We start from the raw sequence: 14,106 nt of genomic DNA, 5'->3' as shown, positions 1-14,106 counted from the left end.
TGATCCGTCAGACCGCGCCGCGACCCCTCTGTCCTCGCCGTGATCCGTCACGCCACGGCCGCAGCCCGCAATCTCCCGAACTCCTCCGCCATCGTCGCCGCCGTCCAGTGCGCGTTGAGCCCACTCGGATTCGGCAGCACCCACACGCGCGTGTCCCCGATCGTCCGCACCTGCGCACCCACCTGCGCCTTACGGTCGTCGAAAGCCGCCCGATAGGCGGTGACCCCCACGACGGCCAGCCAACGCGGCCGCAGCCGCGCCACCTTGGCCGCCAGCAGCCGCCCGCCCTCGCGGTACTCCTCGGCGCTCAGCTCGTCGGCCCGTGCGGTCGCCCGCGCGACGACGTTCGTGATGCCGAGGCCGTAGGACAGCAACTCTCCCTGCTCCGCCGGCTTCAAGAGCCTCGGCGTGAACCCCGACAGATGCAGGACCGGCCAGAAACGGTTGCCGGGGCGGGCGAAGTGATGGCCGGTCGCGGCCGTCATCAGACCGGGATTGATGCCGCAGAACAGCACATCCGCGACGACGTCCGGCACCAGACGGTCGCGAGCGGCCTCCAACTGCTCGGCGGTGAAGTGCGTCATGCTCTGCGACGCGCTAGAGGATGGCCCCGGGCGTGTAACCGGCGGCCTCCGGGCGCTGCTTCACGATCTCCTCGACCCGGCCGACCACGACGCCGACCTGGTCGGCAGCGGCACCGGTGAAGGAGAGCTTGTCGGCCATGAGCGCGTCCAGCTGGGCGCGGTCGAGCGGGATGCGCTCGTCGGCGGCCAGCTTGTCCAGCAGCTCATTGCGCTCGGCGCCCTGCTCACGCATCGCCAGCGCGGAGGCGACGGCGTTCTCCTTGATCGCCTCGTGCGCGACCTCACGGCCGACGCCCGCGCGCACCGCGCCCATCAGCACCTTGGTGGTGGCGAGGAACGGCAGGTAGCGGTCCAGCTCACGGGCCACGACCGCCGGGAACGCGCCGAACTCGTCGAGCACCGTCAGGAACGTCTCCAGCAGGCCGTCCAGCGCGAAGAACGCGTCCGGCAGCGCGACCCGGCGCACCACCGAGCAGGACACGTCGCCCTCGTTCCACTGGTCGCCCGCCAGCTCACCGGTCATCGAGGCGTAGCCGCGCAGGATCACCATCAGGCCGTTGACGCGCTCGCAGGAGCGGGTGTTCATCTTGTGCGGCATCGCGGAGGACCCGACCTGGCCCGGCTTGAAGCCCTCCGTCACGAGCTCGTGCCCGGCCATCAGCCGGATCGTCTTGGCCAGCGAGGACGGCGCGGCCGCCAGCTGCACCAGCGCGGTGACGACCTCGTAGTCGAGGGAGCGCGGGTAGACCTGGCCGACGGACGTGAACGCCTGCGAGAAGCCCAGGTGGCCCGCGATCCGGTCCTCCAGGTCCGCCAGCTTCGAGGCGTCCCCGCCGAGCAGGTCGAGCATGTCCTGCGCGGTGCCGACCGGGCCCTTGATGCCGCGCAGCGGGTAGCGGCCGAGGAGCTCCTCGACGCGGCCGTAGGCGACGAGCAGCTCGTCGGCGCCGGTGGCGAAGCGCTTGCCCAGCGTCGTGGCCTGCGCGGCTACGTTGTGGGAGCGGCCGGCCATGACCAGCTCGCCGTACTCACCGGCCAGCTTGCCGAGGCGCGCGAGCACGGCCACCGTACGGTCGCGCATCAGCTCCAGCGAGAGCCGGATCTGGAGCTGCTCGACGTTCTCCGTGAGGTCGCGGGACGTCATGCCCTTGTGCACGTGCTCATGCCCGGCGAGGTCGTTGAACTCCTCGATCCGCGCCTTCACGTCGTGCCGCGTGACCTTCTCGCGCTCGGCGATCGAGGCCAGGTCGACGGTGTCCAGGACACGCTCGTAGTCGGCGAGCGCCTCGTCCGGCACCTCGATGCCGAGGTCCTTCTGGGCCCGCAGCACGGCGAGCCAGAGCTGCCGCTCCAGCTTCACCTTCTGCTCGGGGGACCAGAGCGTGGCGAGCTCGGTGGAGGCGTAGCGTCCGGCGAGGACGTTCGGGATGCGGGGCTTGGCGGGCGCAGAAGTCACGTGTACGGAGTTTACCCGCCGCCCGGCGGGCACCCGTCGGCTGTCCAGCGCTGAGCGCCCCAGGTCAGAGGCGCTCCATGCGCCGTGCGTCCGCCGGACCGCGCGACCGCCGTGGGACGGACGCCGGTCGCGACGGGATTTGGCCCCGTGGACGCCGATGTCGGCGGGCGATCGGGTGAATTCCCCGGCCGTCGTCGCGTCCTCGCTTCCTGGGACCTCCCTCTCTCGTTCATAGTCTGCACGTCGTGGCGATTGTGAACGTGCGGCATCACGGCTCCTGCGACGACCTCGTGAATCCCGGTAATCGACGATCTCGCGTCCCATGACCGACCGTCGGATTTCCCCATTCCGCCCGAGAGAGAGAAAACGAGAATGCGACAGGCCCTGACCAGGGGATTGATTGTGGCCGCCGCCACGACGAGCGCCCTTTCTCTGTACGGCACATGCGCGTCCTCGGCCCCACGCGTGCAGGGGACCGTGGTGAACTCCGCCTCCGCGCTGTCGGGCCGTACGGATCCATGGGGCTCGGACGGGCTGGACGAGCTGGACGACAAACTCGCCAACATGCACGATAAATTCGGCAGGATGCACGAGAGAATCGGCGAGATGCAGGACAAATTCGGTGCGCTGAACGAAAAGTTCAGCCACATGGAGGTGTCCCAGCCGGCTTCTGAAAACAGCACCTCCGGATACGGAAATTCCGGCTACGGAGCCGAAGAGCCGAGCAGCCAGGGCTATGGCACCGAGAAGCCGAGCGAGCAGGGGTACGGCACCGACAAGCCGAGCGAGCAGAGCTACGGCACCGAGAAGCCGAAAGACCACGGTTACGGCGCGGAAGAGTCCAGTGGCTACGGCCGGGACGACGAGAAGTCGAGTGGCTACGGCCGGGACGACGAGAAGTCGAGTGGCTACGGCCGGGACGACGAGAAGTCGAGCGGCTACGGGTACGGCTACGGCGACGACGAGCCGAAGCACCACGGCTACGGCGACGACAAGTCGAGCGGGTACGGCTACGGCGAGGAGGAGACCGGCTACGGCGCCGAGGAGTCGCAGGAGGACGGCTACGGCTACGGGTACGGCTATGGCGAGGACTCGCCGGGCGAGCCCACCCCGCCGCCCCACGAGCACAAGCCGACGCCGCCTCCGGCCGAGACGCCCCCGGGGAAGGAGCACCCCCACATGCCCGAGACCGGCGTCGAGACCGCGAGCGTAGTGGGAGGCATCGCCGCAAGCGGGGCGCTGCTGATCGCGGGAACCGTCCTGTACCGGCGAAGCCGGGCCGCGTCCCGTCGGTAAGAAGGTTCAGGGTGCCGGGCGGACAGCCCGGCACCCTCGTGCTGTCCCCACCCCTGGCCGCCGGGACTACGCCGCCGGACCCTCGTACGGCAGCAGTTCCGGCCGCTTGGCCGGCAGCCCGTCGCCCGAGGACCGGCCGGTCAGCCGCCGCCCGATCCACGGCAGCAGGTACTGCCTGGCGAACCGGGCGTCCGCGACCCGCCGGGCGGCCCACCCGGGCGGCAGCGTGGCCGGCATCGGTGTATGCCACTCGGTGTCCTCGGGGTCGTAGCCGAGCGTCTGCCACACCGCCTCCGCGACCCGGCGGTGCCCCTCGGCGGTCAGATGCAGCCGGTCCACGTCCCACAGGCGGGGGTCGCCGAGCGACGGCGCCCCGTACAGGTCGACGACGATCGCGCCGTGCCGCTCGGCCAGCTCGTCGACGCAGGCGAACAGCTCCTCCATACGCGGCCGGAACCGCTCGAGGACCGGACCCTGCCGTCCCGGGCTGCGCATCAGCACCAGCTGTCGGCACGACGGGGCGAGCTTCTCCACGGCCTCCTCCAGGAGTCCGCGCACCCGTCCCATGTCGCACTTGGGCCGCAGTGTGTCGTTGAGCCCGCCGACCAGAGTGATCACGTCGGCGCCCATCGCGGCCGCCACGTCGACCTGCTCCTCGACGATCTGCCCGATCAGCTTCCCGCGCACCGCGAGGTTGGCGTACCGGAAGCCGGGTGTCCGGGCGGCCATCCGCCCGGCGAGGAGGTCGGCCCAGCCCCGGTAGGAACCGTCCGGGAGCAGGTCCGACATGCCCTCGGTGAAGGAGTCGCCGACCGCGACCAGGCTGCTGTGTGTGGGGTTCGTCTGCATGGCGACAGAAATGGTAGCCCGAGGACCATACCCGTCGGTCGGTCGGCCCTCAGGTCCGCTGCCCGAACAGCTCCCGCAGCACGTCCTCCATGGTCACCAGCCCTGCCAGTCGGCCGTCGCCGCCCAGCGCGGCCGCCAGGTGTGTGCGGCTGCCGCGCATGGCCGTGAGGACGTCGTCGAGAGGGGTGCTCTCCCGGACGCGCGCGATGGGGCGCATGTCCCGCACCGGGAAGGGCACGTCGCGCGCGGGGGCGTCGAGGGCGTCCTTCACATGGAGGTAGCCGACGATGCGGCGGCCCTCGTCCACGACCGGGAAGCGGGAGAAGCCCGACTCGGCCGACAGCGCCTCCAGCTCCTCCGGTGTGACGCCCACGCGCGCGTAGACGACGCGTTCCAGCGGGAGGACGACGTCGCGCACGGGTCGGCGGCCCAGTTCCAGGGCGTCGTGCAGCCGCTCGCGTGCGCGCTCGTCGATGAGGCCGGCCTCGCCGGAGTCACGCACCAGCCGGGCCAGCTCGGCGTCCGAGAAGGTGGCCGTGACCTCGTCCTTGGTCTCGACGCGCATGAGCTTCAGCAGTGTGTTGGCGAAGGCGTTGATCGTGAAGATGACCGGCCGCAGTGCCCGGGAGAGCGTGACCAGCGGCGGACCGAGCATGAGCGCGCTGCGCACCGGCTCGGCCAGCGCGATGTTCTTCGGCACCATCTCGCCGAGCAGCATGTGCAGATAGGTGGCCAGGGCCAGCGCGATCACGAAGGACACCACGTGCCCGGCGCCCTCCGGCACGCCCACCGCGTGGAACACCGGCTCCAGCAGATGCTCGATCGCGGGCTCCGCGACCACACCGAGGACCAGCGTGCACAGCGTGATGCCGAGCTGCGCGGCCGCCATCAGCGCGGACACGTGCTGGAGACCCCACAGCACGCTCTTGGCGCGCCGGTCGCCCCGGTCGGCGTACGGCTCGATCTGCGAGCGCCGCACCGAGATCAGCGCGAACTCGGCGCCGACGAAGAAGGCGTTGACGACCAGCGTCAGGAAGCCGATGAACAGCTGTACGGCGGTCATCGCCCGCCCTCCTTCTCGTCGCTCTCGTGCTGCTTCTCGTACTTCTCGTGCTTCTCGCTCTCCTGCGCGTCGTCGAACGGCGCGTGCAGCAGCACTCGGGCCGCCCGGCGGCCGGTGGCGTCCACCACGTCGAGCCGCCAGCCGGCCACCTCGACTCGGTCACCGACGGCGGGTATACGGCCCAGCTCCGTGGCGACGAGGCCGGCCAATGTCTCGTACGGCCCCTCGGGCGCCCTCAGGCCCACCCGCGCGAGCTGGTCCACCCGAGCCGATCCGTCCGCCGAGTACAGCTCGCGGCCCTCCGCGTCACTGCCCGCGTGGGCGAGGTCGGGCGTCTCGTGCGGGTCGTGCTCGTCCCGCACCTCGCCGACGACCTCCTCGACGATGTCCTCAAGGGTCGCCACGCCCGCCGTTCCGCCGTACTCGTCGATGACCACGGCCATGGTGCGCTTGCCGGACAGCCGGTCGAGGAGCCGGTCGACGGTGAGCGTCTCGGGGACGAGCAGCGGCTCGCGCATCAGCTCGGCGACACAGACCCGGGGCCGGCGTTCGGCGGGCACCGCCAGGATGTCCTTGATGTGCGCGGTGCCCACGACCGAGTCGAGGCTGCCGCGGTACACGGGGAACCGGGACAGCCCGGTCGCCCGCGTCACGTTCGCCACGTCCTCGCAGGTCGCCTGCGCCTCCAGGGCGATGACCTGGACGCGCGGGGTCATGACGTTCTCAGCGGTCAGGTCGGCCAGGTTCAGGGTGCGGACGAAGAGCTCGGCGGTGTCCGCCTCCAGGGCCCCTTCGCGGGCCGAGTGCCGGGCGAGGGCGGCCAGCTCCTGGGGGCCGCGCGCGGCGGCCAGTTCCTCGGTGGGCTCCACCCCGAAGCGGCGCACTATGCGGTTCGCCGTGTTGTTGAGGTGGGTGATGAAGGGGCGGAAGATCGCGCTGAACCAGCGCTGGGCGTTGCCGACCGTCTTCGCCACGGCCAGGGGCGAGGAGATCGCCCAGTTCTTCGGCACGAGCTCACCGACGACCATGAGGACGACCGTCGACAGTGCCGTACCGATCACGAGCGCGATCGAGCCGGACGCCGAGCTGGAGACGCCGAGTGACTCCAGCGGGCCCGCGATCAGTTTGGCGATGGACGGTTCGGAGAGCATGCCGACGACCAGGTTGGTCACAGTGATGCCGAGCTGGGCGCCGGAGAGCTGGAAGGTCAGGTTCCGTACGGCCTTCAGGGCGCCGGAAGCGCCCCGCTCGCCGCGCTCGACGGCCCGTTCCAGCTCGCTGCGCTCGACCGTGGTCAGCGAGAACTCGGCCGCGACGAAGGCACCGCAGGCGAGCGACAGCAGGATCGCCACCAGCAGGAGGATCACTTCGGTCATCGGGTCACCTCCGTCCCATGGTCGGACAGGGTGGGGAGGATCGCGCGATGTCGGGTACTGGGAGGCTCGTCCATGGGCGGACGCTCACACCTTTCACGGGAGGACCGAAGTGGTCCCCCAATAGTAAAGGGTGGGCAAAGTGCTTCGTTCGGGCCGTCGTGCTCGGCTCAGTCGGTCAGATGCTTCACCCACCGGCGCCACTTGTCCTCGGGCGCGTACCCGGCCGCGCGCCAGGCATGGTGCGCGGTCTCGTTGCGCTGGAGCACCATCGCGTCACCACGGCGCCCGCCGAGCCGTACGAACCTGTCCTCGGCGGCGGCGAGCAGCGCCGAGCCGATACCCCGCCGCCGGCGCTCGGGGTGCACTGCGAGCCGGTACAGATGGCAGCGCCAGCCGTCGAAGCCAGCGATCACCGTGCCGACCAGTTCCCCGTCCAGCTCCGCCAGGATCAGCGCCTCGGGGTCGCGGGCGACCAGCCGTTCCACGCCGTCCCGGTCGTCGCTGATGCTCGTGCCCTCGGCGGCCGTCTTCCAGAAGGCCAGCACGGTGTCGAGGTCGTCGGCCGTGGCGGGCCGTATCCGCAGATCAGTCATGCCGTGATCACATCACGGGGGACCGGACGGGACCCGGAATTCCAGCATCCGGACGGCTACTTGCCGCGCAGCCGCGCCATCACCGGCGCGAACGCCTCCATGTTCGGTTCGAGGACGGTCAGATAGGTGAACCCGTACCGCTCGCGCTGTGCCAGCACCTGCGCGGTCATCTCCTCCAGGGTGCCGATCAGACCGATGGGCAGTTCCAGGACCTGGTCCGGCGTGAGGTACGGGACCCTTTCCATCAGAGGCCGCACGGCGGCCTCACGGTCGTCGGTGTCGACCACGAACTGAATGAGCAGGTTCAGCTCCGCCTGCTCCGGCTCCTTGCGGCCCGCTGCCGCCGCCAGCTCGCGGTACAGCGCGACACGCTCTTCGAGTTCCCCGGCGGGTATGGCCTCGAGCTTTCCCGTCGAGCTTCCCCGCGCCGTACGCCCGCCGGTGAAGGCCGCGATGTCGGCGTGCTCGGCGGCGAGGCGTAGCACCCGGTCGCCGTTGCCGCCGACGAGCAGCGGCACCCGGGGCTGCTGCACCGGCTGCGGCTGGTGATCCTCGGAGGCGAGCAGCCGGTACAGCTCCTCGATCGTGCGCCGCAGATGGTCCACGCGCGCACCCGGGGACAGCCACGGAAGACCCGCCATGTCGTGCTCTTCCTGCACATAGCCGGTGCCCAGGCCGAGTTCCAGTCGTCCGCCCGTGAGGGCGTCGGTCGTCGCGACCTCGCGGGCGAGCAACGCCGGGTTCCAGAAACCGGCGTTGAGCACGAACGTGCCCAGCCGCGGCCGCTGTGTCGCCTCGGCCGCCGCGACCAGGGCCGGGAACGGCGCGGGCATGCCGAGATGGTCGGGGACCAGGATCACGTCGTAGCCGAGTTCCTCGGCCCGGCGGCACTTGGCCCGCCACTCGTCGGCCGGGGCGGAGGTTATCAGGTTGACGCCGAAGCGGAACGGACGCGGGCTCTGCGGCTGTGACACGAACTCTCCTCACCTGCAAGGGACTTGAGTACCTGCCACGATTCCATCATTCGTGCGCGATGGCCGCCAGTACGTTCATGCGGGAGGCACGCAACGCGGGCAGCAGTGCAGCCACCACGCCCACGACCGCCGAGCCGATCACCACGGCCACGATCGTGCCCCAGGGGATCGCCAGCGCCGTCATGCCCTGCAACGCCAGTACCTGCTGGGTGCACACGCCCCACACCAGACCCAGCGCGAGGCCCAGCACCGCGCCGAACACGGCGATCACCACCGACTCCAGCCGGATCATCCGGCGCAACTGCCGCCTGGCCAGCCCGATGGCCCTGAGCAGCCCGATCTCCCGGGTGCGCTCGACGACCGACAGGGCGAGGGTGTTCACCACGCCGAGCACCGCGATGATGATCGCGAGGCCGAGCAGGGCGTAGACGAGGTAGAGCAGCACGGCGATCTGGTCGTGGACCAGTTCCTTGTAGTCGGCGATGTCCCGGACCTGCACCTGCGGATACGGGTCGAGCGTCTTCTCCAGGCCGGCCCGCAGGTCGTCGGCGCTAGTGCCGGAGGCGGCGTTGACGTACACGGCCGCGTCCTGACCGCCCGGCGCGTACTTGTCCAGCGTGTCCAGACCGAAGTAGATCCCGCCCTGGCTGCCGAAGCCGTCGGCGGACTCCTGGTCGGTGAGGGCACCCACCGTCAGCTCGGCCCGCCGGTCGCCCTGGAACTCGACGGGGACGGTGCTGCCGACCCGTACGCCGTGGTCCTCGGCGAAGTCCTTGTCCATGGCGAGGTGCCCGTCCGCGAGCGCTGCCGCGCTGTCGCCCTGCGCGTACGTGATGTTGGCGACCTCGTCGAGCTCGGGCTCGTAGGCCGCGGCGGTCGTCTTCACGCGGTCGCCGTCCGGGAGGCGCACGGCGATCGTCGTGAACTGCGAGCGTACGACCAGGCCGACGCCCTCGGTGTCGCGGATCCGGTCGGTGATCTCCCGGGGGAAGGGCACGAAGTTGCTGTTCTGTACGACGAAGTCGGCGCCCAGCGTTTTGTCGATCTGCTCGTCGAACGACTTGGTCATCGAGGCGCTGGCCACCGACATCCCGCCCACCAGCGCCAGCCCGACCATCAGGGCGGCGGCCGTGGCCCCGGTACGGCGTGGATTGCGCAGGGCGTTGCGCTGGCTCATCCGGCCGACCGATCCGAACAGCGCGGGGAAGGCGCCGCCCAGGACGCGGATCACGGGCCGTACGAGCAGGGGGCCGGCGATCACGGTCGCGATCAGGGTCAGGATGACGCCGAGGCCCAGCAGGGACGCCGCGGTCGACGTCTTCGACGCCACGGCGCAGCCCGCGAGCGCCGCCGCACCCGCCGCCCCGACCACCGAGCCGACGACCGCGCGCAGCCGCAGCGGCCGTCCGATGTCGGCGATCTCCGCGTCCGACAGGGCCGCCATCGGCGAGACCCCCGCAGCGCGCCGGGCCGGGAGGTACGCCGCCACGAAGGTGACGCCCAGGCCGACGACGTAGGCGGTCACCGGCGTCCCCCAGCCGATGACCATCTCGGTCGCCCTGATGTTCATGCCCATCAGACCCATCAGCTCGATGAGTCCGACGGCCAGCCCGATCCCGGCCGCGAGGCCCAGCGTCGAGCCGACCAGACCGAGGAGCAGCGCCTCGGTCAGGACCGAGCGCCGTACCTGACGCCGGTCAGCGCCGAGTGCCCGCAACAGGCCCAGCTCGCGGGTGCGCTGGGCGATCAGCATCGAGAAGGTGTTGACGATCAGGAAGACGCCGACGAGGACGGCGATCCCGGCGAAGCCGAGCATGACGTACTTGATGATGTCGAGGAATCCGCCGAGCTGTTCGACGTCCGACTCGGCCTGCTCGTCGGCCGTGCGCAGCTCGTACCCGCCGGTGTCGGCACCGGCGTCGGAGCCGAGCGCGTCGGCCACGCGCCGCTTGAGCTCCGCGTCGCTGACGCCGTCGGCCGCGTCGAGCGAGACCGACGTGGCCGCCTTCGGGTCGCCCAGCAGCTTCGTCCGCGCCGCCTCGGTGTCGAAGAAGACCAGCGCGGCACCGGGGTTGGTGGTGGTGAACGTGACGATGCCGACGACCTCGACGGGGAAGGAGCCCTCCTGCCCGATGACCGTGAGCCGGTCGCCGATCCGTACGTCCCTGCCGTCGGCGGTGTCCGCGTCGATCAGCACCTGCGCGCCGCCCTTCGGGGCGTGCCCGGAAGTGAGCTCCACGGGGCTGCGCTCGGTCGGGTTCCAGGCGGTGCCGATCGTCGGCGCGCCCGTGGTCGGGCCCACCGACTCGCGGTCCTCGTCGGCGACGGTGAGGCCGTCCACGTCGACTTCGGCACGTGCCGCCGCGACCCCGTTGACCTGGGCCAGACGCTCGGCGAGCGACGCCGGCAGGGTCAGCGTCCGCCCCGAGGGCAGGGTCTCGTCGAGGGTCTGCTTCGGCGTGACGGTGACATCGGCCGCGGTCGAGGCGAAGAGCCGGTCGAAGGTGCGGCTGACGGTGTCCGAGAAGATCAGGCTGCCCGCGACGAACGCCACGGACAGGATCACCGCCAGGGCGGAGAGCAGCAGCCGTCCCTTGTGGGCGAGGAAGCTCCTGAGCGTCGCCTTGAGCACGGGGTCAGCGCCCCTCGGATGCCCGGGGCCCGCCGTCGTCGGAACGGCCGCGGATCCCGTCCTGGCCGCGGATCACGTCGAACCGCTTCATACGCTCCAGCACGGCCTCCGCGGTCGGCCGCTCCATCTCGTCCACGATCCGCCCGTCGCCCAGGAAGAGCACCAGGTCGGAGTGGGCGGCGGCGCCCGGGTCGTGGGTGACCATGACGACGGTCTGCCCCAGCTGGTCGACGGCCTCGCGCAGGAACCCCAGCACCTCCAGGCCGGCCCGGGAGTCCAGGTTGCCGGTGGGCTCGTCCGCGAAGATCAGCTCCGGGCGGGAGGCGAGCGCGCGGGCGCAGGCGACGCGCTGCTGCTGGCCGCCGGACAGCTGGGACGGCCGGTGCTTGAGGCGGTCCCGCAGCCCCAGTGTGTCGATGACCTGGTCCAGCCACTTCTCGTCGGGCTTCTTTCCCGCGATGTCCATGGGCAGGGTGATGTTCTCGGCCGCGTTCAGGGTCGGGATGAGGTTGAACGACTGGAACATGAACCCGATCCGGTCCCGCCGCAGCCGGGTCAGCTCGCGCTCCTTCAGGCCGGTGATCTCGGTCCCGCCGAGCCACACCTGTCCCGCCGAGACGTTGTCGAGCCCCGCCAGACAGTGCATCAACGTGGACTTTCCGGACCCCGACGGCCCCATGACGGCGGTGAAGCGGCCGCGCGCGATGTCCACGTCCACCGAGTCGAGGGCGAGCACCGTCGTCTCGCCGGAGCCGTATGCCTTGGTGAGGCCGCGCGCGCGGGCCGCGATCCCGTCGGCCGACGCGGGGCCCGGGGCGTACTGGGCAGCTGCTATGGACAAGACCGCCTCCTCAGGGACGGAACGACTCACCGTCACCGCCGAGCGTAATGTGATCCACCGCACACCCGGTATCCACCCGAGGTCCCGGTCGGTCTCCGCCGCAGGTCGGGCCCCTGATATCGATGTAAGGGGCATGCTCCGCCTCCGGGGTGACTTCTTGCCGCTGCTAGCGTCCGAGCGCTAGCTTTGAGGTATGGCGAAGACCCAGCTGAACGTGAGAGTGGACGAGGGCACCGCCCGCGCGGCACGCGAACGTGCCCTGGCCCGCGGGATGAGCGTCAACCGCTACATCGAGGAGCTGGTCAGAAAGGACACCGGAGAGGTCGGGCACACTTTCGTGGACGCCGCCGCCGACTTCATGAAGCAGTACGAGTCCGTCTTCGCCGAGGAGTTCGGCGCGGAGCACGAAGGTCGTCGCTGATCCGTTGAGCAATCTGAACATCGACCTCGCCTGGCTGCTCATGCTCGCCGAGAAGAGGACCCCGGGCGACCCCCAGGTCACCGACTGGGGAGCTCTCGTCGCCGCCATCGCCCGCCACCGGGCGGAGATATTCGACACCCCGGTCTACGACAGCCCGCAGGCCCGCGCCGCGGCCCTGCTCCAACTCCTCATCCACGTCCCGGCCCTGGAGCGCTCCAACGCGCTGTTCGCCTCCGCCGTGGCCTACGCCTACCTGGTCGCCAGCGGCCTCAAGGTCGTCACCTCACCCGAGCAGGTACGCGATCTGGCACGCCTGGTCAAGAGCGGTGAGGCCTCGGTCGAGGACATCGCACGCGAACTGCGCCAGTGGAGTCTGTGAAGCGGAGTCGGTGAGGCGGAGCCCGTGAGACGAAGCCCGTGATCAGCCGGCCCCCTCCTCCGTCGGCCGCCACGCCGTGCCCAGCACGCAGTACGACGAGGGGAGCACCGGCCCGTTCTCCGGCATCATCACCTGCCGGCACGGACCGAGTTCGAACCCCGCCCCGCGCAGCGCCGCGACCGGATCACGGGAGACATGACAGCCGCCGCTCACCAGCGGCCACACCGTCCGGTCCAGCGCCCGCTGGGTGAGGAGCATCGCACGCCCGCCGCCCCGGCCGTGCTCGAAGAACCGCACCACACCGCCCGGCCGCAGCACCCGCCGTACCTCACCGAGCGCACGCGGCACGTCCCGCACGCTGCACAGCACCAGCGAGAGCACCACCGCGTCGAAGGCCTCGCTCTTGACCGGCAGCGCCTCCGCCGCGCCCGGAACCACATCCACCGGAACCTCGGCGCGCAGCGCGGACTCCACCGCCAACTGCCGTAGCAGAGGCTCCGGTTCGATGGCGACGACCTCCGACACGGCGCTCGGGTAGTGGGCGAAGTTCAGGCCGTTGCCGGCACCGATCTCGATCACCCGGCCCGACAGGCCGGCCAGCAGCCGGTCGCGGATGTCGCCCATGCCCATCCGCGTCTCGGCGCTGACGCTCATCCGGGCGTAGAAACGGGCGAACAGCGGGTGGTGCACGGAACCCCGTGACACCTTGCCGGAGCCGGCGGACCGTACGGCCATGGGGACCTCCCGGGTGGGACGGGGCTCACCCTGATTGTCCCCCGTTCGGGGCCGACGCACCCCCCGCCGCCGCGGTGGCCGTCGTTTCCGGCCGGGCCGGAGATCAGCCGATGAAGTCCCGGACCTGCTCGTACACGCCCTGGTCGTTGTTCATGTCGGTGTGCGAGACGCAGCCGACCTCGACGTTCGTGGCGCCGCTCAGGATCGCGGTGGTGTCCGGGGTGAGCGCGTCGTCGCAGTTCGACCAGTAGCTGGCGTACGACACGCCGCCCGGGGTCTCGTCGCCGGAGTTCAGGGCGGACAGGAACGAGCTGCCGGTGTTCATCTCCGCGCAGGACCTGTACAGCCACGCGCACCACGATGCGGTGGACGTGCCATGGTTCACGCCGGCCGTGGAGACGAAGTCGTCGACCTGCGAGGTCCCGCCCAGGTTCTTGAGGTAATAGCGGGCGCTGAGCGCGCCCATGGAGTGGACGACCAGGTCGACCTTCGACGCGCCGGTCCGGGCGAGCACGTTTCTGATCTCGGTAGCGAGCTGCTGGGCGGTGGTGGCGTTCGACTGGGCCCAGTCGTACGACCAGGCGTCCAGCTCGGCGGAGGTGTATCCGTCGGCCTTGAAGTATCCGGCCCAGTCGTCCCAGCTGCTCGCCGAGCTGCTCAGACCGTGCACGAAGACGACGGGGTCGTGGGTGGCGGCGTGCGCGGGTGTGGGGGAGAGGGTGAGTGACAGAAGGAGCGATGAGGCCAGGGCCGTGAGGGCCGTGGCCATGCGACGCGTGCGGCGCTGCATGATGCCTCCTGAAACGTGTGGGGTTGTCAGGAGTGTCGAGCCGGGTCTACGCGCGCCGCATCGGTGAAATCGCCGGTCTTTACGGTTCAATTAACTCGCCAGTAACGTCATTTGTGT

Annotated in this window: 14 protein-coding genes; 3 read left to right on the top strand and 11 right to left on the bottom strand. The window is 70.6% G+C overall.

Going from position 1 to position 14,106, the window contains the following annotated elements; genetic code table 11:
- Positions 1 to 47: 47 nt before the first annotated feature.
- A complete protein-coding gene (gene mug, locus ACZ4UU_RS35100) occupies positions 48 to 584 on the bottom strand; it encodes a G/U mismatch-specific DNA glycosylase (RefSeq protein WP_471907434.1) in 537 nt (178 codons plus the stop codon).
- Between the two features lie 13 nt (positions 585 to 597).
- A complete protein-coding gene (purB, locus tag ACZ4UU_RS35095) occupies positions 598 to 2,040 on the bottom strand; it encodes an adenylosuccinate lyase (RefSeq protein WP_471907433.1) in 1,443 nt (480 codons plus the stop codon).
- Positions 2,041 to 2,520: 480 nt separating this feature from the next.
- Between purB and ACZ4UU_RS35090 the strand changes: the two genes are divergently transcribed.
- On the top strand, positions 2,521 to 3,336 hold the full coding sequence (locus ACZ4UU_RS35090; protein ID WP_471907432.1) for a hypothetical protein: 816 nt from the start codon (positions 2,521 to 2,523) through the stop codon (positions 3,334 to 3,336).
- A 66-nt stretch (positions 3,337 to 3,402) separates the two neighbouring features.
- On the opposite strand, the gene ACZ4UU_RS35085 is transcribed toward ACZ4UU_RS35090, so the two are convergent.
- The 7 genes from ACZ4UU_RS35085 to ACZ4UU_RS35055 form a co-directional block, all read right to left on the bottom strand.
- Entirely contained in the window at positions 3,403 to 4,185 is a 783-nt protein-coding gene (locus ACZ4UU_RS35085) for an SGNH/GDSL hydrolase family protein (protein WP_471907431.1), read from the bottom strand.
- Positions 4,186 to 4,234: 49 nt separating this feature from the next.
- On the bottom strand, positions 4,235 to 5,248 hold the full coding sequence (locus ACZ4UU_RS35080) for a hemolysin family protein (RefSeq protein WP_471907430.1): 1,014 nt from the start codon (positions 5,246 to 5,248) through the stop codon (positions 4,235 to 4,237).
- A complete protein-coding gene (locus ACZ4UU_RS35075) occupies positions 5,245 to 6,624 on the bottom strand; it encodes a hemolysin family protein (RefSeq protein ID WP_471907429.1) in 1,380 nt (459 codons plus the stop codon). Before ACZ4UU_RS35075 ends, ACZ4UU_RS35080 begins: the two co-directional genes overlap by 4 nt.
- Positions 6,625 to 6,791: 167 nt before the next feature.
- Positions 6,792 to 7,217, bottom strand: coding sequence for a GNAT family N-acetyltransferase (locus ACZ4UU_RS35070; protein WP_471907428.1), 426 nt, complete (start codon positions 7,215 to 7,217; stop codon positions 6,792 to 6,794).
- A 56-nt stretch (positions 7,218 to 7,273) separates the two neighbouring features.
- Positions 7,274 to 8,191: an LLM class F420-dependent oxidoreductase gene (locus ACZ4UU_RS35065; RefSeq protein WP_471907427.1), complete on the bottom strand. Its 918-nt coding sequence runs from the start codon at positions 8,189 to 8,191 to the stop codon at positions 7,274 to 7,276.
- Between the two features lie 46 nt (positions 8,192 to 8,237).
- Positions 8,238 to 10,823, bottom strand: coding sequence for an ABC transporter permease (locus ACZ4UU_RS35060; RefSeq protein ID WP_471907426.1), 2,586 nt, complete (start codon positions 10,821 to 10,823; stop codon positions 8,238 to 8,240).
- A 4-nt stretch (positions 10,824 to 10,827) separates the two neighbouring features.
- Positions 10,828 to 11,664 carry an ABC transporter ATP-binding protein gene (locus tag ACZ4UU_RS35055; protein WP_471907425.1) on the bottom strand — a complete coding sequence of 279 codons (837 nt, stop codon included), beginning with the start codon at positions 11,662 to 11,664 and terminating at the stop codon, positions 10,828 to 10,830.
- A 193-nt stretch (positions 11,665 to 11,857) separates the two neighbouring features.
- On the opposite strand from ACZ4UU_RS35055, the gene ACZ4UU_RS35050 reads away from it, so the two are divergent.
- Positions 11,858 to 12,085, top strand: a complete 228-nt coding sequence (locus ACZ4UU_RS35050; protein WP_030053911.1) for a hypothetical protein — start codon at positions 11,858 to 11,860, stop codon at positions 12,083 to 12,085.
- 4 nt (positions 12,086 to 12,089) lie between these two features.
- A complete protein-coding gene (locus tag ACZ4UU_RS35045) occupies positions 12,090 to 12,464 on the top strand; it encodes a fic family toxin-antitoxin system, toxin component (RefSeq protein WP_471907424.1) in 375 nt (124 codons plus the stop codon).
- 42 nt (positions 12,465 to 12,506) lie between these two features.
- On the opposite strand, the gene ACZ4UU_RS35040 is transcribed toward ACZ4UU_RS35045, so the two are convergent.
- Together ACZ4UU_RS35040 and ACZ4UU_RS35035 are read right to left on the bottom strand one after the other, a co-directional pair.
- Entirely contained in the window at positions 12,507 to 13,199 is a 693-nt protein-coding gene (locus ACZ4UU_RS35040; protein ID WP_471907423.1) for a class I SAM-dependent methyltransferase, read from the bottom strand.
- 103 nt (positions 13,200 to 13,302) lie between these two features.
- The gene (locus ACZ4UU_RS35035) at positions 13,303 to 13,989 is read right to left on the bottom strand and encodes an esterase/lipase family protein (protein WP_471907422.1); all 687 of its coding nucleotides are present in this window, start codon (positions 13,987 to 13,989) and stop codon (positions 13,303 to 13,305) included.
- Positions 13,990 to 14,106 lie beyond the last annotated feature (117 nt).

The sequence above is a fragment of the Streptomyces sp. NPDC028907 genome (assembly GCF_055564995.1).
The sequence above is the reverse complement of the archived record's forward strand: the minus strand, read 5'-3'. Positions and strand labels throughout refer to the sequence as shown.

Coding starts and splice junctions, on each gene's coding strand:
- ACZ4UU_RS35050 (WP_030053911.1), top strand. CDS start 11,858: ATGGCGAAGACCCAGCTGAACGTGAGAGTGGACGAGGGCACCGCCCGC.
- ACZ4UU_RS35035 (WP_471907422.1), bottom strand. CDS start 13,989: ATGCAGCGCCGCACGCGTCGCATGGCCACGGCCCTCACGGCCCTGGCC.
- ACZ4UU_RS35075 (WP_471907429.1), bottom strand. CDS start 6,624: ATGACCGAAGTGATCCTCCTGCTGGTGGCGATCCTGCTGTCGCTCGCC.
- ACZ4UU_RS35080 (WP_471907430.1), bottom strand. CDS start 5,248: ATGACCGCCGTACAGCTGTTCATCGGCTTCCTGACGCTGGTCGTCAAC.
- mug (WP_471907434.1), bottom strand. CDS start 584: ATGACGCACTTCACCGCCGAGCAGTTGGAGGCCGCTCGCGACCGTCTG.
- ACZ4UU_RS35070 (WP_471907428.1), bottom strand. CDS start 7,217: ATGACTGATCTGCGGATACGGCCCGCCACGGCCGACGACCTCGACACC.
- ACZ4UU_RS35085 (WP_471907431.1), bottom strand. CDS start 4,185: ATGCAGACGAACCCCACACACAGCAGCCTGGTCGCGGTCGGCGACTCC.
- ACZ4UU_RS35040 (WP_471907423.1), bottom strand. CDS start 13,199: ATGGCCGTACGGTCCGCCGGCTCCGGCAAGGTGTCACGGGGTTCCGTG.